The sequence below is a fragment of the Oceanicoccus sp. KOV_DT_Chl genome, assembly GCF_900120175.1.
In the GTDB taxonomy this organism is placed as follows: domain Bacteria; phylum Pseudomonadota; class Gammaproteobacteria; order Pseudomonadales; family Dasaniaceae; genus Oceanicoccus.
This window is the reverse complement of sequence record NZ_FQLF01000002.1, coordinates 1647483-1666851: the sequence shown is the minus strand read 5'-3', so window position 1 is coordinate 1666851 and position 19369 is coordinate 1647483. Positions and strand designations below refer to the sequence as shown.

Annotated in this window: 18 protein-coding genes and 1 other RNA gene; 11 read left to right on the top strand and 8 right to left on the bottom strand. The window is 46.1% G+C overall.

The genetic code is table 11. The features are described 5' to 3' along the window. The first annotated feature begins 60 nt into the window (after nt 1–60). From UNITIG_RS11590 to UNITIG_RS11580, 3 genes are all read left to right on the top strand, one after another. Nucleotides 61–1479 (top strand): FAD-binding oxidoreductase, encoded by a 1419-nt coding sequence (locus tag UNITIG_RS11590; RefSeq protein ID WP_101758525.1) that lies wholly within the window; start codon nt 61–63, stop codon nt 1477–1479. A gap of 117 nt (nt 1480–1596) precedes the next feature. Beyond that, on the top strand, nt 1597–2688 hold the full coding sequence (locus UNITIG_RS11585; protein WP_101758524.1) for an EAL domain-containing protein: 1092 nt from the start codon (nt 1597–1599) through the stop codon (nt 2686–2688). A gap of 17 nt (nt 2689–2705) precedes the next feature. Continuing rightward, entirely contained in the window at nt 2706–3368 is a 663-nt protein-coding gene (locus UNITIG_RS11580) for a fumarylacetoacetate hydrolase family protein (RefSeq protein WP_101758523.1), read from the top strand. A gap of 71 nt (nt 3369–3439) precedes the next feature. Here UNITIG_RS11580 and UNITIG_RS11575 read toward each other — a convergent pair whose 3' ends face one another. Both UNITIG_RS11575 and rpiA read right to left on the bottom strand, forming a co-directional pair. Continuing rightward, nucleotides 3440–5080 (bottom strand): methyl-accepting chemotaxis protein, encoded by a 1641-nt coding sequence (locus UNITIG_RS11575; protein ID WP_101758522.1) that lies wholly within the window; start codon nt 5078–5080, stop codon nt 3440–3442. A gap of 159 nt (nt 5081–5239) precedes the next feature. Continuing rightward, nucleotides 5240–5914, bottom strand: a complete 675-nt coding sequence (gene rpiA / locus UNITIG_RS11570; protein ID WP_101759264.1) for a ribose-5-phosphate isomerase RpiA — start codon at nt 5912–5914, stop codon at nt 5240–5242. Nucleotides 5915–6094: 180 nt separating this feature from the next. Between rpiA and ilvA the strand changes: the two genes are divergently transcribed. After that, nucleotides 6095–7627 (top strand): threonine ammonia-lyase, biosynthetic, encoded by a 1533-nt coding sequence (gene ilvA, locus UNITIG_RS11565; protein ID WP_101758521.1) that lies wholly within the window; start codon nt 6095–6097, stop codon nt 7625–7627. Nucleotides 7628–8112: 485 nt separating this feature from the next. Here ilvA and UNITIG_RS11560 read toward each other — a convergent pair whose 3' ends face one another. The 4 genes from UNITIG_RS11560 to UNITIG_RS11545 form a co-directional block, all read right to left on the bottom strand. After that, entirely contained in the window at nt 8113–8697 is a 585-nt protein-coding gene (locus UNITIG_RS11560; RefSeq protein ID WP_101758520.1) for a 5-formyltetrahydrofolate cyclo-ligase, read from the bottom strand. 57 nt (nt 8698–8754) lie between these two features. Further along, nucleotides 8755–8932: non-coding RNA, 6S RNA (gene ssrS, locus UNITIG_RS11555), on the bottom strand. Nucleotides 8933–9012: 80 nt separating this feature from the next. After that, entirely contained in the window at nt 9013–9330 is a 318-nt protein-coding gene (locus tag UNITIG_RS11550; RefSeq protein ID WP_101758519.1) for a cell division protein ZapA, read from the bottom strand. A 77-nt stretch (nt 9331–9407) separates the two neighbouring features. Beyond that, a complete protein-coding gene (locus UNITIG_RS11545; RefSeq protein WP_101758518.1) occupies nt 9408–9617 on the bottom strand; it encodes a TIGR02449 family protein in 210 nt (69 codons plus the stop codon). Between the two features lie 247 nt (nt 9618–9864). On the opposite strand from UNITIG_RS11545, the gene UNITIG_RS11540 reads away from it, so the two are divergent. The 7 genes from UNITIG_RS11540 (at nt 9865) to UNITIG_RS11510 (ending at nt 17072) form a co-directional block, all read left to right on the top strand. After that, nucleotides 9865–10542 (top strand): UPF0149 family protein, encoded by a 678-nt coding sequence (locus UNITIG_RS11540; RefSeq protein WP_101758517.1) that lies wholly within the window; start codon nt 9865–9867, stop codon nt 10540–10542. Nucleotides 10543–10618: 76 nt separating this feature from the next. Beyond that, nucleotides 10619–11941: a Xaa-Pro aminopeptidase gene (pepP, locus tag UNITIG_RS11535; protein WP_101758516.1), complete on the top strand. Its 1323-nt coding sequence runs from the start codon at nt 10619–10621 to the stop codon at nt 11939–11941. 2 nt (nt 11942–11943) lie between these two features. Beyond that, nucleotides 11944–13206, top strand: coding sequence for a 2-octaprenyl-6-methoxyphenyl hydroxylase (gene ubiH / locus UNITIG_RS11530; RefSeq protein ID WP_235015438.1), 1263 nt, complete (start codon nt 11944–11946; stop codon nt 13204–13206). Then, nucleotides 13203–14528 carry a UbiH/UbiF/VisC/COQ6 family ubiquinone biosynthesis hydroxylase gene (locus UNITIG_RS11525; RefSeq protein WP_101758515.1) on the top strand — a complete coding sequence of 442 codons (1326 nt, stop codon included), beginning with the start codon at nt 13203–13205 and terminating at the stop codon, nt 14526–14528. Before ubiH ends, UNITIG_RS11525 begins: the two co-directional genes overlap by 4 nt. Before the next feature lie 550 nt (nt 14529–15078). Next, on the top strand, nt 15079–15705 hold the full coding sequence (locus UNITIG_RS11520) for a PH domain-containing protein (protein ID WP_101758514.1): 627 nt from the start codon (nt 15079–15081) through the stop codon (nt 15703–15705). Nucleotides 15706–15918: 213 nt separating this feature from the next. Then, nucleotides 15919–16455 (top strand): AAA family ATPase, encoded by a 537-nt coding sequence (locus tag UNITIG_RS11515; protein ID WP_101758513.1) that lies wholly within the window; start codon nt 15919–15921, stop codon nt 16453–16455. 35 nt (nt 16456–16490) lie between these two features. Next, a complete protein-coding gene (locus UNITIG_RS11510; RefSeq protein WP_101758512.1) occupies nt 16491–17072 on the top strand; it encodes an HD domain-containing protein in 582 nt (193 codons plus the stop codon). 54 nt (nt 17073–17126) lie between these two features. On the opposite strand, the gene UNITIG_RS11505 is transcribed toward UNITIG_RS11510, so the two are convergent. Both UNITIG_RS11505 and UNITIG_RS11500 read right to left on the bottom strand, forming a co-directional pair. Beyond that, the gene (locus UNITIG_RS11505; RefSeq protein ID WP_145999160.1) at nt 17127–17972 is read right to left on the bottom strand and encodes a transporter substrate-binding domain-containing protein; all 846 of its coding nucleotides are present in this window, start codon (nt 17970–17972) and stop codon (nt 17127–17129) included. A 463-nt stretch (nt 17973–18435) separates the two neighbouring features. Further along, entirely contained in the window at nt 18436–19062 is a 627-nt protein-coding gene (locus tag UNITIG_RS11500) for a hemolysin III family protein (RefSeq protein WP_101758510.1), read from the bottom strand. Nucleotides 19063–19369 lie beyond the last annotated feature (307 nt).

The window sequence follows — 19369 nt, the reverse complement described above, 5'->3', positions numbered from 1 at the left end:
GGCGCGTATGGTATCATATCGGCCTTTTTCTTCTACTATTTTACAGAGTGTTTTTTTACTATGGCTGAAGTTTTGGCAAATGCTGCCCCGCTGGCAGATTCAGTGCTGGTGGCATTGCAGCAGATTGTTGGTGAAGACAAGGTGCGTACCGACGCCGAGTCACTGCAGACTTTTGGTAAAGACTGGACCAAGGTCTATGAGCCACAGCCTGCAGCGATTGTCTTCCCTGCCTCGGTGGAGCAGGTGCAATCAATAGTCCAATTGGCCAACAAACAATCACTAGCGTTAGTACCCTCCGGTGGTCGCACCGGTTTATCTGCGGGCGCTGTGGCCGCTAATGGTGAAGTGGTTGTGGCCTTTGATTACATGAATAAGATTTCCGGTTTTAATGCGATAGACCGCACCGTAACCTGTGGCGCCGGCGTTATTACCGAACAGTTGCAACAATACGCGGAAGAGCAGGGGTTATTTTATCCGGTGGATTTTGCTTCCAGTGGCTCCAGCCAAATCGGTGGCAACATCAGTACCAATGCCGGTGGCATCAAAGTGATTAAATACGGCATGACCCGCGATTGGGTGGCGGGTCTAACGGTCGTCACAGGTAACGGCGAAATTTTGCATTTAAATAATGGCTTGCTAAAAAACAACGCTGGATATGATTTACGGCAACTCTTTATTGGTGCGGAGGGTACATTGGGTTTTGTGGTAGAGGCAACCATGCAGCTTACTCGTCAGCCGGATAATCTCACGGTGTTAGTGCTAGGTGTGCCGGAATTTTCCGCCATTATGGATGTGCTCAATAGTTTTCAATCGGCGATGGACCTTACCGCGTTCGAATTCTTTTCTGAAAAGGCTTTGCAAAAAGTCGTCGCTCATCAGGATTTGCAGCGCCCCTTTGAGACAGCTGCCGAGTTTTATGCATTGCTGGAGTTTGAAAACAGCAATGAACAAATTGAAGCGCAGGCTATGGCGTTATTTGAATATTGTATGGAGCAGGGTTGGGTGCTGGATGGCGTGATGAGCCAAAGTATCGAACAGTTAAAAAACCTATGGCGATTGCGCGAAGATATATCTGAAACCATTTCCCAGTGGACACCTTATAAGAATGATATCTCTACAGTTATTTCTAAAGTCCCGGGTTTTCTGCAGGAAGTTGAGGCGGTTGTGAACGCCCAGTATCCTGAATTTGAAATTATCTGGTTTGGACATATTGGTGATGGTAATGTGCATTTGAATATTTTGAAGCCGGATACTTTAGACAAGGCGGATTTTTTTGAGCAGTGCCATCGTGTCAGTGAGTGGGTATTTGAAATTGTTGCCAAGTATCGCGGCAGCGTATCGGCGGAGCATGGTGTTGGTATGACTAAAAAAGATTTCCTGCATTATTCCCGTTCAGCGCCTGAAGTAGCTTTGATGAAGCAATTAAAATTAGTGTTTGATCCTAACAGTGTGATGAACCCAGGCAAGATATTTGATTAAAGCGGTAAGGACTGTAGTCGGTTTAAAGCTGGCTATCTTTTAGTGGGTGCATATACTTAAGTAGTGGTCGATTAAGTTTACCGAAGCCTGCGATTAGCACAGGTTGTGGGAGAGGCTATGTCATCTTGGTATTTAGAAGGTTATTTTAGCGGCGATGGTCATATCCATCGTCAGCCAGTACAGGACACCCCTTTTGTGATGGGGCGTGATGAGGCTGCTGGGCTGACAATTTCTGCTGGCTCCATCTCTCGCCGCCATGCTCAAATCAACTTTAATATCGAGCATATCTCCATTGAAGATTTGGGTAGTAAAAATGGCACTTACGTCAACCATCGGCGCATTGAAGAGTCGACTTCCTTACAGCATGGCGACATTATTCACTTGGGTGATGTAGAGATGCGGCTGATGCAAACCAACAAAGCCCGCGAGGACGATAAAAGTGAAAGTACTATTATTGTTACCCCGGACTTAAGTAACAAGTTTCCCTACGGCGCCAAAGAGTTAGAACAGATACTGGATACCCGGCAATTGACCACCGCATTCCAGCCCATCGTCGTTCACGATAACAGTGGTATTTACGGGTATGAAATTTTGGGTCGCGGTACTAGCGATCTCTTGCCCCGCAGTCCTGGTGCTTTGTTTCAGGTGGCCGAGAGTGTGGGTCTGGAAGTCAGGCTGTCAGAAATGTTTCGCAATGTCGGTGTCGAAATTGCCACTGAGCTTAAGTTGCAAGGCCCATTGTTTATTAATACTCACCCCAGCGAGCTGCTGCAGCTGGATCAGTTAATTTCCTCGATTCAGGCTCTGCGCGCTCGTTTTCCTGGCACTGAAATTTTGTTAGAGATTCATGAGCAGGCGATTAGTGATGTTAATGCGATCAAATTATTGAAAGCCGAAATGCAAAAATTACAGATCAAAATTGCTTATGATGATTTTGGTGTGGGGCAATCGCGATTATTGGAACTGGTAGAAGCTACGCCCCAAATTATAAAGTTTGATATGGTGCTGATTGATAATATTCATTTGGCAGAGCCAGCAAAAATAGATTTAGTGAAACAACTCCATCAATTAGCGCGCAATCTAAATATCCAAACATTAGCTGAATGTCTTAGTAAGCCCGAAGATTATGAGGTGTGTAAAACGGTGGGCTTTGATTTTTATCAGGGCTTTTTATTCGGTGTACCGCAATACCCGGCTGAATTTAATTAAATCCAAGGCGGTGTTTTTTGGCTGATTATCAACATGAACTGGCTGACAATATTCACTGTACGACAACCCTGGGAAAAATTGTTTGTGTCGGCCGCAACTATGCTGACCATGCTAAAGAATTAAATAATCCAATCCCCAAACAGCCGTTGTTATTTATCAAACCAGCGACCGCTGCGGTGCCAATGACTTCACCGCTGGTCATTCCTCAGGGCTTGGGCGAATGTCATCACGAAGTGGAGATGGCGTTATTAATTGGCCAGCGCTTAACCGCTGCTAACCGCGAGCAGGTATTAGCCGCAATTGCCGGTGTGGGTTTGGCGCTTGATCTTACCTTGCGCGATATACAAGCTGAGTTAAAACAAAAAGGTCAGCCCTGGGAGCGGGCCAAAGCGTTTGATGGATCTTGTCCCTTGTCTGCATTTGTAGCGGTGGCCGATACTGATTTAGCCAGCTTGCCGCTTAAACTGTATCGCAATAATCAGCTACAACAATCGGGTAATACTGATCAGATGGTGTTTGCAATTGCTGACTTACTGGTAGCAATCAGTGCCAGTTTTACGTTATTACCCGGTGATGTGGTATTGACTGGAACGCCAGCAGGGGTTGGACCGTTATTGTCCGGTGATAGTTTGCGGGCCTGTTTGGGCGGTTTATTGGAAATAGAAACGACGGTAGCATAGGGCTAAATTTTTTATTAAAGCAGAGCTATAAAAAAGGGAGCCATTGGCTCCCTTTTAGTTTGAAGCATTTTTTAGGTGCGGAACTCGCCTACCATTTGCGCCAATCGGTTGGCAGACTCTTTCAGCTCAGTACTGGCCCGATCCACTTCTTCAACCGAATGCTCGGAACTTTTTGCCACGTCGGAAATATTCACCACGTTGCGAGAAATTTCCTGAGACACTGACATTTGTTCATCGGTGGCGGTGGCAATGTGATTATTCATATCGGTAATCATTGCTACAGCGCTTGAAATGGCGGTGAGTGACGCGCCGGCTTTTTCAGCCTCGTGGACCGTGCGCTTCATTTCTTCTGTACCCTGTGCCATCGATTTCACAGCGTCCTGCGTGCCGCCCTGCAAACGCTCAATCATCTGTTGAATTTCTTGGGTCGATTCCTGCGTGCGTTGCGCTAGTGATCGCACCTCATCAGCAACAACCGCAAAGCCACGGCCTTGTTCACCGGCGCGGGCCGCTTCAATGGCAGCGTTCAACGCCAGCAGGTTAGTTTGTTCGGCGATGCCGCGAATAACATCCAGTACCGAACCGATGGCTGAGCTGTCGGTAGCCACCCGGTTAATCACATCACTGGCATTGTGAATGCGTTCAGACAGGCTATTGATGGAACGAATTGCAGTTTCCAGCACCTGTGAACCTTCGTTGGTTTCGTTGTTGGCTTCAGTGGCTGCTTCAGCGGCTTGCTGGGCGCTGCGGTTAACTTCCTCAATCGCGTGAGTCATTTCGGTAGTAGCGGTGGCCACTTGGTCCGTTTCACGGGTTTGCACTGCTACGCCTTCCCGGGTTAGCTCGGTATTATTGGAAAGGGTGGTGGCAAAGTTTTGCAGTTGAATACTGGTATTGCCCACATCCTGAATAATGTCATGAAAGCGATCCATCATCCGCTGAAAGGCCTGCGCAACCTGACCAATTTCATCGGTTTGATCAATCGTGACTTTCACAGTTAAATCTTTGTCGCGATCCACTTTTTCAATTAAGCGGCGCAGCTCATTCAGTGGCACGGAAATAGTACGGCTGACCCAAAATCCAAATGCCCCCAGTAAAATCGCCGAAATCACGCCAACCGTAATCGACCAGCTGAAGGCGTTATCATAAACCTCTTGGGCTGCCTGGCGCTCTGCTTTGGCGATTTCAAGTTGTAATTCAATCAGGGTAGCGATTTGCTCAGCAATGGGGTCTACATATTCAAACAGATCACCATTGTAGTCAGTAATTAAGGTGTCCCCGTCTTCGTCAAATTGTAGGGTATTGCCCATCCTTGCTAAAATCTCGGAAGCTTCTGTAATGATCGTGTTGGCATCAGGAAAGAGTAGCTCTGTAGCTTCGACCGCCTTATTTTCGTCATCGTTCAAGCGGCCATGAGTGTATTGCTTCCAGTTTTCTCTGATGGTGTTTTGACCTTGTTCCAGTTCGGCCAGCGCCTCGTCGGGGTTAACCAAACCATTGTCGGCCTTATTGATGGCATTGATGATGGTGGTGTAGCCATCCATCATGCCTTTCAGTTGCGTCAGGGGGACTACCCGGTCGTCATATATTCTTCCAACCCCTTGATTAATAACAGAAAATGAGGAGAGTGAGGAGATGACTAGCAACAGAATGATTGCTAGCGGGGCAACGACTAATATAGCCAATCGTGCGCCGACGTTAAGTTTGTTCATTGATACACCTTTATTGTTGCTGGTTCTATATACGGCAGAATTACAATGCTTGCTGAGCAAATGCCACAATCGTTTAACGACTAAGTATAGGGGGTATTCCGTAAAAGGTTATGTCGGCCAAGGTTAACATCTCTTTAATCCGCATCATTTAAGTAAAAACTACTGTGCTTTGATCTGCTTAACGCCTTCTGCAGTAGCTAAGAGTAGTATATCTGCAGGCCTGCGGGCGAAAATTCCATTGCTGACCACCCCCACGATATCGTTGATTTTTTGCTCAGTAATGCGGGGGCCCGGAATCATAAAATTATACACATCGAGAATAATATTGCCGTTATCCGTCACTACCCCTTCCCGGTATACCGGGTCACCACCCAGTTTGACCAGCTGGCGGGCAACATAACTGCGCGCCATGGGGATGACTTCTACCGGTAACGGGAAATTACCCAGTTGATCAACGAATTTGCTGCCGTCAGCGATACAGACAAACTCTTTGGCCACTGCGGCGACAATTTTTTCGCGGGTGAGGGCTGCACCGCCGCCCTTGATCAGTGCCAGCGAAGGGTCCACTTCATCAGCGCCGTCGACATACACAGTAATTTCATCCACTGTATTCAAATCAAAAACCGGGATACCGTGGCTCTTCAAACGATCGGCTGATGCCTGTGAGCTGGCAACCGTCGCATTCACCTGGGCTTTAATTTCAGCCAAATAATCGATGAAATAATTGGCCGTCGAACCGGTGCCAATACCAATCACACTCTCTTCGTCTATTTTAGGCTTGATGTAATCGAGGGCGGCGCGGGCAACAGCCTGCTTGAGTTCGTCTTGAGTCATAGTGGTGGCCATTTAGTATTCAAAAAGCGTGATCGCACAGGTGGCTATTATAAGGTTGGCGGCACACTCGTCGCCACCATTAGCCAAGCTTTTTCACAGTAGTGTTGCAAGAAAGCTGAATTTTTCTTCTTAAGGTATTAGTATGCGCCTTCTTATAGACAGCCAGATGTAAATCAGACCATGCCACAGCGTTATATAAAGAAAATACTCGATGCCCGCGTTTACGATGTTGCGATCGAATCGCCTATCGATGAAGCCACGTTATTAAGTAAGCGCTTCAATAACCGAATTTTATTGAAGCGGGAAGATTTACAGCCGGTGTTTTCTTTTAAGCTGCGTGGCGCTTATAACAAAATGCAGCATTTAAGTGAGGAGGAGTTGGCCAGAGGGGTGATCGCGGCTTCGGCTGGCAATCATGCCCAGGGTTTGGCTTTAGCGGCATTAAAAATGGGTGTAAAGGCAACGATTGTCATGCCCAGAACGACGCCGCAAATAAAAGTGGATGCGGTGCGCAGTCGTGGCGCGAAAGTGATTTTGCACGGTGATACTTTTGAACAAGCGTCTGCCCACGCGCAAAAACTGGTTGCTGAAAAAGGTCTGGTGTATGTCCACCCCTATGATGATCCCGAAGTTATTGCCGGTCAGGGCACAATCGGCATGGAAATTTTACGCCAGCACACAGGGCCACTCCACGCAGTGTTTGTACCCGTGGGTGGCGGCGGTTTGTTAGCGGGCGTTGCCGCTTACATTAAATACGTTAGGCCGGAAGTAAAAGTCATTGGTGTCGAGCCTGAAGATGCTGCTTGTTTAAAGGCCGCACTGGAAAAAGGTCGGCGCGTTAAATTACCGCATGTTGGCATATTTGCAGAAGGGGTTGCCGTGGCACAAATCGGCAAAGAGACTTTTCGCGTTATCCGCAAAACGGTTGATGAAGTGATAACCGCCACCACTGATGAAATGTGTGCCGCAATTAAAGATATTTTTGATGACACTCGCTCTATTGCTGAACCGGCTGGAGCATTGGCGTTGGCCGGCTTAAAAAAATATATAGAAACCCATCAGGTTGAAGGGCAAACCCTGTTGGCTATAGATAGTGGCGCCAATACCAATTTTGACCGTCTGCGTTATATCTCCGAGCGCACTGAGATTGGCGAAAAGCGCGAAGCAATTTTGAGTGTAACCATTCCGGAACAGCCTGGCAGTTTTAAAAAGTTTTGTAGTGTATTGGGCAAACGCAGTATTACTGAATTCAATTATCGTTATGCCCACAGTCAGGATGCGCAAATATTTGTTGGTGTGCAAATAGCGGCTAACGGTAATGACCGCGAGGAGCTGGTGCAGAATCTGCAGGATAAGGGTTATCCCACGTTGGACTTTACCGATAACGAAATGGCTAAGTTGCATATTCGTCATATGGTAGGCGGGCATGCACCTGCGGATATTAAAGAAGAAGTTATTTATCGCTTTCAGTTTCCGGAGCGCCCTGGCGCGCTGCTGAATTTTCTGACTAAGCTAGGCCAACAGTGGAATATATCCATGTTTCATTATCGCAATCACGGTGCCGCCTTCGGTCGGGTGCTGGTTGGCTTGCAGGCGGCTAAAAGTGATCGCAAGGCATTGCAGCAATTCCTTGATCAATTGCAGTACTCCTATACTGAAGAAACTGATAATCCCGCCTATCACTTATTTTTGAGTGGGCAAACTGGCGCATAACCAAAATGGGGCGCTAACAGCCAGACGAGCCTCGCATTGGTGCGTTGAGGTCTGGCTGTCACACCACTGCTGTTTTTCCATTGCGACTGTCTTTTTACTGTAACTTTATGAAATTAAACAATAAAAACGATTATTGAATGATGATTAAAAATTGGCACTGTTCTTGAAAATAAGCCTGAACGTGGGTAGCCATTAGCTGCAATACTCAAACGGCAGGGGCTTTGTGAACCACTTATCAATAACAATTTCGGTACCGTCACAACTCTGCTTATTGGCTTTGCAAGCTGGTTTAAATGGTTCTAATTTATAGCGTACCGAGTAAGAACAGCCACACCCAGACAGAGTCGGGTACAGAAAATTAAGGAAACAAGTATGAATTTGAAAGCAGATATATTAACCATTATGGTCATTTTATTCGGCGTAGGAACCGCTGCTACTGCCACTATGCAAGTCGTTTTTGCTTGAGTGTGCAGAGCCGCTAATAGTTATACGCTAATTATTTCCTGGTCTGTCGCAATTTGCGACAGCGGGATGTCCCAGCTATTCAATACCAACGATTCCACTTGCTGACAATGATGCGCTAGCCCAACCAGTTGCGGCTGCCGCAATCCGGCTTGGGTTTTTATCTGACTAAAGCTACGGTCGTAAAATCCTCCCCCCATCCCCAATCTACCACCCGCTCGATCGAAACCGACCAGCGGCAAAAATACAATGCCCATTGTCCAGGGTTTACGTCGCGGGCAATCATCCAGTGGTTCACCGATGCCAAAGCGATTGGCTTTGAGTGGGTCACCGGGTTGATAGGGGGCAAAACACAGTTGTTTGTTAGGGGCAATGACCGGTAAAAAACAGTTTCGTCCCTGCTGGCATAACAACTCAAGCAGTGGCGCGGGATCGATCTCACCGTCATTTGCCAGATACAGGGCAATATCACGATGCCGTTTTAGTATACCGCTAGCGAGGATATTCCTGGCGAGATTTTGTGCCGCCTGTTGTTGTTGCAGCGTAGTGAGGCTGCGGCGTTGTGCGCGGAGTTGTTGTCTTAATTGTTGCCGCGATTGATCCGACATATCACTAGGGCTATTGCTGAAGCTCGGCGCGGCTGCGCTCAGGCATGGGTAAAAGAAAGGCTCCCCACATTACCGCTGACAGCATGGCCCTTGAACCCAACGGTTCAAGGTGGTGGTTCTAACGTTATATCGGGCTTCCCGTCTAGCAGGCATGCACGCCCATAACTCCAGAACCTCCGGGGTAATGCGCATCGGCTCAGGGGTCTAAGCTATCTGGCAAATAACACAGGGAGTTGGCTGCAGTATAACGGTAAAGCGCTTACAGGAAAATGACTGTGGGAAAGATGCTTCGACGATTTAATGTTGTGACCGGTTTTAGCCGATTTCCAGTTGACGGAACCGGTGCAGTGCTTCATCCAGCCGATCGTTCAAGCCTTTTAACTGGGCGTTATTGGGCGCCAGTTTGGTATCTTCTTCAGCGACAGGGCCCTGTTGTAGTAGTTCATTGCTGATGTTCAGCGCCGCCATTACCGCAATACGCTCCAACCCGATTACCTTGCCATTGGCTCTGATGCTACGCATTTGCGAATCCAGATAGTTGGCCGATTGGGTCAGGGCTTGCTGCTGACCGGGTGGGCAGGCCACCTGATATTCCTTATCCAGCAGTTTGACGATTACGGTTTCATTGCTCACGGTTGTTGCCTCATTTACAGACTGGTGACGGATCAGATGATGGGGGTGATCTGTCCGTCATTGACTAAAGTCTGGCACTAACTTTCCTGTTCCAGTGTTTTTAGTCGAGAAATCATCGATTCTAGTTTTTTGCGAGCGACTTCGGTTTTTTCAACTAATTGCACTCGCTCTTCGGCCCAGTCGCTGGCTTGCGTCTTGAGGTCGCGGTTTTCCTTGTCCAGCAGTTCACAGAGCTGGATCAGATCGTTGACTTTTGCCGCCAGAGTTTTCAATTGTTTGTCAGCCATTGGTGCCCAAAGTGCTCTCTAGAAATATCGTTTAAATATAGTTGTGGGTAGTCACTTGGTCAATCTTAAAAAGTGCTGATAATTCAATGATCTGGACGGTTTTTGCAGAATGGTTATCAACTTTGGGAAAAGCTGAAGCAAAAGAACGGCCACAGCTTGGTCGATTTTACCGGTCCTTATCGCTAAGATGCCCGCCTTTAATGCTTAAGCCGCATTGTCTATTCACACTATTATTGCGAGAGCCTTCATGAGCCCTGTTATTACCATGCCCGAGTTTGACCAACTAGCGGATATTTATTGGCGCCTGGGGGTGATGCAATCACCAGCCCAGCTACAGGGCTACTGGGTGGGACGGTTGGCGGTGGGCGATAGCGTAGAACCGGAACAATGTTTAGCGCAAACCACTACTTTCATTGATGCCGTTGAGCCGCCTAATCAGCAGGAAGGTCCGGTGCTACTGTCGCTGTATGGTGCTTGCCAGTCCCAGTTGAGCGCGGATGCCATGGACTTGCAGTTGCTGATGCCCGATGACGAAGCCGATATCGGTCAGCGCATTGATTCAGTGGGGCAGTGGTGTCAGGGTTTTATGGCGGGCTTTGCCCAGGGCGGTAAACAGATCCAGTTGAGTAAAGGTCAGCAGCAATATTCCCAGGAAGTCACCGAAGCGTTAAGTGATATGGCGGCAATCAGCCAAATCAGTTTGAGTGACGAAGATGATGATGCCGAACAGCGTGAACAAAATATCGTTGAAATTATTGAGTATCTGCGGGTCGCTGCTATTACTATTTATCTGGATTGCAACAAGGCGGTTATAGCTGGCGCCGGCGCTGATGTGACGTTGCAAGCCGCGCCTGATAGCCAGGCAATGTCTTCGCCGAGTACCTTGTTTGCGCCAAAAAACAAAGACAAGAACAAGTTGCATTAAACCGTGGCTAGCTCCTAGAATCGCAGACAACTTTTTCGTTTTATTCATTGCTCCATTTATTCAGTAATCTTCTGTTATGAAAATCAGTAAACAAGAATTTGCCCGCCGCCGTAAAAATCTGATGGCGCAAATGGAACCCGATAGCATCGCGATTGTACCTGCCGCGCGTGAAACCAGTCGCAACCGTGATGTTGATTATCCCTTCCGTCAGGACAGCGATTTTTATTATCTTAGTGGCTTCGCCGAGCCGGAAGCGGTGTTGGTGTTAATGCCCGGCCGCAAACACGGGCAGTATATTTTATTTTGTCGTGACCGCGATCCAAAAATGGAATTGTGGAATGGCTATCGCGCCGGCCCTGATGGCGCAGTCGAAGACTTTGGCGCCGATGATGCATTTCCAGTTACTGACATCGATGATATTTTACCGGGGCTGCTGGAAGGCCGTGAGCGTGTCTACTATGCCATGGGCAAGCATCAGGCTTTTGATCGTCAGGTGATGCAGTGGGTGAATGTGTTGCGCTCGCAAGTGCGTACCGGCGCGCATCCGCCCGGTGAATTTTTGGATCTTGATCACTTGCTGCACGATTTGCGTTTATATAAAAGTGCTGCCGAAATTCGGGTGATGAAAAAAGCCGGAAAAATTTCTGCCGCCGCCCATGTGCGGGCGATGCAGTTGTGTAAGCCGGGTGTGGCTGAATATCAGTTGGAAGCTGAAATCCAACATGAGTTTGGTTTAAATGGCGCGCGTTTTCCGGCGTACTCATCCATTGTTGGTGCCGGTAAAAATGGCTGCATTCTGCATTACACTGAAAATCGCGACATCATCAAAGACGGTGAGTTGGTATTAATCGATGCTGGTTGTGAACTGGAACATTACGCTGCTGATATCACCCGTACCTTCCCCGCCAATGGTAAATTTTCCAAAGAGCAAAAGGCATTATACGAGGTGGTGTTAAAAGCGCAGTTGGCGGCTATTGATACGATCAAGCCCGGTAATCACTGGAATGAATCTCACGATGCCACGGTCAAAGTGATCACCAAAGGGTTATTGGATTTAGGGTTGCTCAAAGGTAGCTTAACGAAATTAATCAAAGCCGAAGCCTATAAAGATTTTTATATGCATCGTGCCGGACATTGGCTAGGTATGGATGTGCATGACGTCGGTGATTACAAGGTCGGCGATGCGTGGCGAGTGCTGGAAGAAGGTATGGTAATGACCGTGGAACCCGGTATTTATGTCGCGCCGGATAACACCAAGGTCGCAAAAAAATGGCGTGGCATTGGTATTCGTATAGAAGACGATGTGGTGGTCACTAAAAATGGTTGTGAAGTATTAACCGCCGATGTACCAAAAACTATTGAAGAAATTGAGGCGTTAATGACGGAGGCTGCCGCTTGAGTGTGACACCCTCGCCAGTCTATGACTACGATGTCGTCATCGCCGGTGGCGGCATGGTCGGTGCCAGTTTGGCGTTGTTACTCACGGCCCAGCAAAAACAATTAAAAGTGTTAGTGGTAGAAAGTTTTCCACTCGCCGCGCAGTCAACAACAGCGCCGCAATACAATCCCAGTTTTGATGCGCGCTCCACCGCATTATCCTATAGCAGCCAATTAATCCTGCAGCCGTTAGGGGTATGGGAGCTATTGGCGCAGCACTGTGCTGAAATTAATACCATCCATGTTTCGGACCGTGGTCGTCCAGCGTCCTCAGTGCTAAAGCGCGAGCAGGTGCAGTGGCCGGCACTCGGCTATGTAGTAGAAAATGCCTGGTTAGGTAATGTGTTGTTAAATCAACTACGGCAGCACGCACAGGTCGATTTTTTAGCACCGGCATCCGTCAATGTCATAACCCCTTTACGCAACGGCGTTGAATTAAATATTACCGAAGGCGATCAGCAAAAAACTATTCGCGCACAACTGGCAGTCGTCGCCGATGGCGCCAATTCATCACTGCGTAAGCAATTAGGTATCGTCGCCGCGGTGACCAACTATCAACAAACCGCACTGATTGCTAATGTGAGTTTTAAAAATCATCATGATGGTTGCGCCTATGAACGTTTTACCGATCAAGGACCCGTGGCGTTACTGCCGTTAACCCACAGTGATAAAGCTGAGCCGCGGGCAGCATTGGTGTGGAGTTTGCCCAATGATCAAGCAGAGTATTTATTACATTGTGAATCAGCACCATTTTTATCCGAGTTACAGCGGCGCTTTGGTCATCGCTTGGGTGAATTCACTCGCGTGGGCGAGCGGTTTACTTATCCATTGCAATTAGTCGAGTCGCAAGAACAAATCCGTTCCGGCATTGTAATTATGGGCAATGCTGCACATTCCTTACATCCAGTAGCGGGGCAGGGGTTTAATCTGGCGCTGCGTGATTGCAGCCGCCTGAGTCAGTTGCTAATAGCGGCCCATCAACAACAGCAGCCGTTAGGGGCACTGTCATTGTTACAACGCTATTTGCAACAACAGCAATTTGATCAACAAAAAACCATCACCCTCTCCGATCAATTACCGGCTTTATTCAGCAGTAAAAACCGGCCGTTGAGTATTCTACGGAATATCGGTTTGGGCTTATTGGATATCAGCCCGTTAGCGCGCCAGCAATTTATTCACCACGCTGCCGGTTTGCACGACGGCGCTGCCCACGGAGTAGGCCTGTGAGTCGCGACCAATACGATGTAATTATTGTGGGCGCCGGTATCGTTGGTAGCACATTGGCTTGCGCCTTGGGTGGCAGCGGTTTAAACGTAGCCATCATTGAAGCACAAACCATTAATAACGAATGGCCGTCATTAACTGCATCGGTGGAAGGGTTTGATCCCAGAGTGAGTGCGCTCACTGTCGCCTCACAACAATTTTTGCAACAGCTCAATGTGTGGTCGTTAATACAGCAGCAGCGCGTGAGCGCCTACCGGCATATGCATGTGTGGGATGCCGATGGTACCGGCAGTATCGATTTTAATGCCGCCGATATTAATCAGCCAGCGCTGGGGCATATTGTCGAAAACCGGCTGACAGCGACGGCGTTAATACACGTGCTACAGCAACAGCGCAATATCGACATTATTGCCCCGGTAAAAGTAGCTAGCATGACAGCGCTGGAGGCAGGCGGCTATCAATTAGTATTAGCCGATGGCCGCAACGTACAAGCGCCGTTAGTGGTCGCCGCCGATGGCGCTAATTCGTTTATTCGTCAACAACTGCAATTTGAAATGCGCGAATGGGATTATCAACACCAAGCCATCGTCGCCACCGTTGCCACTGAAAAATCCCATCAACAAACAGCCTGGCAGCGTTTCTTACCTGAAGGCCCGCTGGCATTTTTACCGCTGGCAACAGAAGCCGACAGCGAGCAATCCTTTTGTTCCATCGTTTGGTCAGCCGTCCCCGACTACGCCCAGGAATTAATGGCGCAGAGTGACAGTGAATTCAGTAGCAGTTTGGCTGCAGCGTTTGAACATCGATTAGGTAATATCCAAGCCGTCAGCCGCCGTTTTAGTTTCCCCCTGCGCCAACGCCACGCTATTGATTACGTTAAACCCGGCATCGCTTTAGTCGGCGATGCAGCCCATACCATTCACCCTTTAGCCGGGCAGGGTGTGAATTTAGGTTTAATGGACGTACAGGTGTTAGCAGAAGAAATAGTGCGCGCACAAGCCAGGCAGTTAGATGTAGGTAGCCTCGCTGTGTTGCAACGCTATCAACGCCGCCGCAAGGCCGCCAACTTAACGATGATGGCGTCAATGGAAGGGTTTAAGCGTTTGTTTGCCGAGAATGCTTTGCCGGTAAGATGGGCGCGAAATACCGGGATGAAATGGTTGGATGGGGTGGGGCCGTTGAAGAATAGGATTATGCGGGGGCGATGGGGTTGTAGTTTTTTTGTCGGTTTTGTCCGACGGTTGAGTTTATTTTTTAATCGTCATTCCCGACTTCGATCGGGAATCCAGAGCTACGGAGTAATTATTTCAATTCTCATGCCGTAGTTTAATTATTAAGTTTAAATTAGTTTGATAGTTTGCCGGGGGTTGCCCGGCGGCAAGTCACTTCTTTTGTCTAAAAGAAGTAACCAAGAAAAGTGATTCCCCGGTCAGTCGCCCCTGCGGATACACTGCGCTACTCAGAAAATAACGGGGCGCAAGCCGAACTCGCATTTTTTGATACTCAATCAAAAAATACTCAAACATTCGTTTGCTCTAAGGCCCGTTATTTTCCTCCGTTGCTCGACTCCTTTTAGGGGAAAATAAGTCAAGGTCAAAAGAAAAAACACAATAAACAATAGGCTGGCTTCGACAGACTTACTAATAAGATTGAATTCGAAGGCTGCGGTCGCTTGAATTATGTCCGATTGCGCGTATTATCCTTTCAATAATAAAAACAATGGATTAGGGAAGAATAATAACTATCGGCAGGGTGCTTATACTGACTACTCTGTAATTTCTCCCTGATTGACAACATATACCGACTGGGCGGGTTGAAGTAACTTATGCCGACTGGTCTATATAATTAGCGTTAGAGTTCAATATAGGGGAAAGTATGAGATTAGATGATGGCGAAACTTTAGAGCTAGAAATAAAGCCAAATGAGAAATTATTGGCCGTATGGTTTTTTACGAAAACAATAAAATACTCAATCGCAACAATGTTCTTCGTATTTATGGGTTTATTTTTTATTAATACTATAAGTTTAATTTTCGAAGAAGAAACAGAAGGTAAGGTGGACGTTGTTCAAATAGAAAAAAATTCTGAAGTAGTTGAATCCGTAAATAAGAAAGAAAATAATCACCCTTTTGCAGTCATGGTTGACTACTGGCCTTGGGCGCTATTACTTGTAGTGCTAGCGTCAATAATAATACAAATATATTTAATATATCTAAGAAAAACCTATAGATATATTATTACAAATCGAAGATGTATATTTGTTGGCGGCATCCTCAAGCGAATCGAAAGAACTGTGCCGTACAAAAAAATTACAGATATACAGCGATCTCAAAATATACTAGAACGAGTCTTTGGTATATGGAACGTGCAAGTCTTTACTCCTGGCACTGCAAGTATACAAATGGGTCAAGCTAAACTTAGGGCAGAATTGAATTTTGATGGCTTATTAAATAGTGAAGATGTTTACGAAGCCATAAATAAATATGCGCGTCTAAATGAGTAAAGAATTAAAGGGTTCGTAACAAATATTTACGGTAATTAAAGGGGTCGTAACGAATATTTATTAATCGATTTGCAGAAACGGGGTCGGTGACAAATCTGCAGAAACGGCAGAAACGGCAGAAACGGGGTCGGAGACAAATCGGAATAATAATTCCCATTTTTCACCAACCCCTTTTCGCTTTGCTTTTTTGTGTTAGGCTTTTATTGGTGAGTCATGCGTATACATATAACAGGTAACGCAGGCAGTGGTAAAACGACTCTTGCAAAAGAGCTGGGGGACATCCTAAATATACCTGTCTTTGGCTTAGATAAAATTGTTTGGAAGGAAAACTGGACTGTAACTCCTCAAGAAGAGCGAGCTTTTCGAGAGCAAGAATTAATAATAAAGCACGACTGGATAATTGAAGGTGTGTCATCAACGGTAAGAGACTCGGCTGACTGGGTTGTCTTCCTCGATTTCCCTCAGCATATTTGTCTTAAAAGAGGGATATTACGTTCTTTTAAATACTTATTTTCAACAAGGCCAGAGCTACCTAATAACTGCCCTGAAATTAAGATAATTCATAGGCTTATAAAATTGATTTGGCAGTTTAATAAATATGCACGGCCAAGTATTCTCAGAGAAATCAGTAAGAAAAACTATATTACTATTTGCAATAATAATGATCTTTATCATTTCATCGAAAGTGTTAGAAATAACAAAGTTATTATAATGGACACAAAAACCCTTACGGCTGTTCGGCCTATTTAATTTATCGCTAAATATAACAACAATAAAGGAGTCATATGAACGAGATAAACCAGATATTGGATTTCATGGTTGAAATTGAAAAGCTCAAAGCCGTATTGAGAAAGTCCAGGCCTGTTGGGTTGAAACGTTATGAAAACTCTGCTGAGCACAGCTGGCATGTTTGCTTGAGTGCTTTGATGTTAAAGGATTATGCCAATGAACCGATCGACATCAACCGTGTGATTAAAATGCTTCTTATACATGATTTGGGAGAAATCGATGCGGGCGATAAAATAATTTACTCTAGCGAAACCGTTGAGCAAAAAAATGATGAAAAAGACGGTCTGCGTCGATTGTTAGATATGCTTCCCGATGGTATGGGCGCTGAGTATTTGTCCCTGTGGGAAGAATTTGAGGCAGGAATGACTAGTGACGCAAAATTTGCCAAGGCTATCGATAGAGTCCCTCCCTTGTTGCATAACATACATGATGATGGCCATGGCTGGAAAAAGCACAACATTCCAAAAGAAAAGGTATTTGCTCTTAATAGTGAAAGAATCTCTGCCGGCAGTGCGCAGCTGTGGGAGGCTGTTGAGAAAAAACTTCAAGGCGCTGTGGATTCTGGAGCATTGGTATAAATGCTTGAGCAAGACAAGCGTAATTTAAAGTGGAAATTGGTGCTTAGTGTATTTTCACTCAATACTGTTACTCGCCCTTGGCGTGCATTTAAGATTTGAAAACCAATCCTTCATGGATTCTTCATAAATGACCTGGCTGTGTCCATTAAGTCGTTTCTTGCGAAGATTGGAGTCAATGTCATCGATAACGTTTACCCATTGGGATTTTTTTGAAATAGCAAAGTGCAGTGCGTTAGTTAATTCAGGCAGCTGAGTGATAGCGAGCTTTTTGTTTAGCCTCAGCTCCTTAAGATTAATAATAGAAATACTTTTCTCGCTAATCATATAGTCGAATGTATTGTCGAGTATTAATTCAAAGCCTTTTTTGGCGGTACCAATTGAGGATAGATTCAGATCGAATTGTTGATATCGGGCGAGATGAAAATAAACATCATTGCCAGCGGCGTAGCTCACTAGTAAACCTTTTTTATCTTTAAGATCATCAATTTTTTTTATAGATTCGGCATTGTGAATAGTGGTGATAATGGCGTCGGTTGTAATTGTTACAGGCTCTTTGCTGAATATAACGCCATCAAGTGATGCCATAGGGTATAAGGCATAGACAGCATCAATATCATTGTTGTTTAGTTGTTCTATCAGCTGATTAAAGTAATTCATGCTGAGCGCAGTGGCTGGCAGCCGTTGATAAGGAATTTCCAGTTCGGCTAACACGCTGGATACCAGGCGGTTGATATAGCCACGTTCTTCACCAGTACATTGATCAATCCAGCCGTAAGGGGGAAGTGGGTCTTTGGTAGGGCCGCCAATGATCATGGGGGATTGAGAGAATGCCGCATTAATGTAAAAGCAGAGGAGAATCGAAATTGCAAGATAGTAGCGGGGCGCTGATCTTATTAACACAGGATTAATGCCCCCTTTATTTAGTTAATGCTGTGATTATATTATCCGATTCGTATTCTAAGCTTAATAGAATAGAATGCAAATTAGGGCGTTAGCTACAAAGATTGGGAATTGGGGGCGGATGAAAGTTAACCTAATTGATATTAGTGAATCGCAAAGTGATTCATGCCTTTGACTTTCTTCCCCTAAATGAAGTTGAGCATCGGCGAACCCGTAGGGTGTACCCAAAACGCTTCACGGGGTAGGCTCAGCGTAGCGAATAAAGAAGAAGTGACTTGCTGCTAGGTAACCCCCGGCGAACTGTCCAAGTAATTAAACCAAAAATTTAAACACCGAATCTACAATAGAAATTTTCACTTTGTAGCTCTGGATTCCCGCCTACGCGGGAATGACCTAGGTATTTATGCTACGAGATTTGAGTACATTCCGGAAGAAAATTTACACACGTATTAATGAGGCCTATCTACCGGACATAAACAATAATAGAAACAAAATGACAAGCCGACCCCACCAACACAAACAAATGCCAAATCCCATGGGCATGATTAAGTTTTTTCTTATGGTCCAACACATAAAAAACCACACCCACCGTGTAAGCAATACCGCCTATCACCAATAATGCAATACCCGGTTGCGCAATAGCTTCTTGCAAATGGTTGAACTCAAACACACAGACCCATCCCATCAGTAAGTAAATAACAATTTGCAGGGCTTTTATGCGCTTGGTGATGAGCGTATCCAGAATCAAACCGACTACCGCCAGGCCCCATACGATAGCCAGCATCATGGGTCCGTTGCCTTCGCTGAGCGAGACCATCATATAGGGGGTATAGGTGCCGGCAATGAGTAAATAGATGGCGACATGATCCAGTTTTTGGAAAAATCGTTTCAGATTGGGGCTGTGGAAACTATGGTACAGCGTTGAGGCGGTATACATCAGCATTAGGGTCAAACCAAACACGGTAAAGCTAACGATGCTGGCAAACGTATTTTGTTGAATGCTGACGGTTAGCAAGGCACCAAACCCCATCACAGCCAGCACTGCGCCGACCAGATGCGAGATGCTATTAAACTTTTCTCCGTGATACATATAACCTTTTCCTTTTTACGCTGCTCGGTTGTAACCGCTTTAGTATTGAGTCATTAATAGAGCGGTTAGTGTATCCGCAATTGTGAATTAAGGGTTAGTTTCCTGGATTAATGCCGTAATTTGTTCTGAATAGTCGTTAATATAGTTTGAAGTGCTTAGACTACAAAATAACCGGTATAAATTATGCTTCTTGTAAAAGGTGCTGGAGCGACAATTGGACAAGTCCCGTGTTGGTAATAAAGCTGTCAGCTTGATATTGGTAACGCTTAGGCTTAACCTTAACAGAGAGATAAAAAATGATAGCAAG

What these genes read in the sequence shown, in the direction of transcription:
- UNITIG_RS11585 (WP_101758524.1), top strand. Translation starts at nt 1,597, where the DNA reads ATGTCATCTTGGTATTTAGAAGGTTATTTTAGCGGCGATGGTCATATC.
- UNITIG_RS11590 (WP_101758525.1), top strand. Translation starts at nt 61, where the DNA reads ATGGCTGAAGTTTTGGCAAATGCTGCCCCGCTGGCAGATTCAGTGCTG.
- UNITIG_RS11545 (WP_101758518.1), bottom strand. Translation starts at nt 9,617, where the DNA reads ATGGCTGACAAACAATTGAAAACTCTGGCGGCAAAAGTCAACGATCTG.
- UNITIG_RS11575 (WP_101758522.1), bottom strand. Translation starts at nt 5,080, where the DNA reads ATGAACAAACTTAACGTCGGCGCACGATTGGCTATATTAGTCGTTGCC.
- rpiA (WP_101759264.1), bottom strand. Translation starts at nt 5,914, where the DNA reads ATGACTCAAGACGAACTCAAGCAGGCTGTTGCCCGCGCCGCCCTCGAT.
- UNITIG_RS11560 (WP_101758520.1), bottom strand. Translation starts at nt 8,697, where the DNA reads ATGTCGGATCAATCGCGGCAACAATTAAGACAACAACTCCGCGCACAA.
- UNITIG_RS11515 (WP_101758513.1), top strand. Translation starts at nt 15,919, where the DNA reads ATGCGTATACATATAACAGGTAACGCAGGCAGTGGTAAAACGACTCTT.
- ilvA (WP_101758521.1), top strand. Translation starts at nt 6,095, where the DNA reads ATGCCACAGCGTTATATAAAGAAAATACTCGATGCCCGCGTTTACGAT.
- UNITIG_RS11520 (WP_101758514.1), top strand. Translation starts at nt 15,079, where the DNA reads ATGAGATTAGATGATGGCGAAACTTTAGAGCTAGAAATAAAGCCAAAT.
- UNITIG_RS11510 (WP_101758512.1), top strand. Translation starts at nt 16,491, where the DNA reads ATGAACGAGATAAACCAGATATTGGATTTCATGGTTGAAATTGAAAAG.
- pepP (WP_101758516.1), top strand. Translation starts at nt 10,619, where the DNA reads ATGAAAATCAGTAAACAAGAATTTGCCCGCCGCCGTAAAAATCTGATG.
- UNITIG_RS11540 (WP_101758517.1), top strand. Translation starts at nt 9,865, where the DNA reads ATGAGCCCTGTTATTACCATGCCCGAGTTTGACCAACTAGCGGATATT.
- UNITIG_RS11500 (WP_101758510.1), bottom strand. Translation starts at nt 19,062, where the DNA reads ATGTATCACGGAGAAAAGTTTAATAGCATCTCGCATCTGGTCGGCGCA.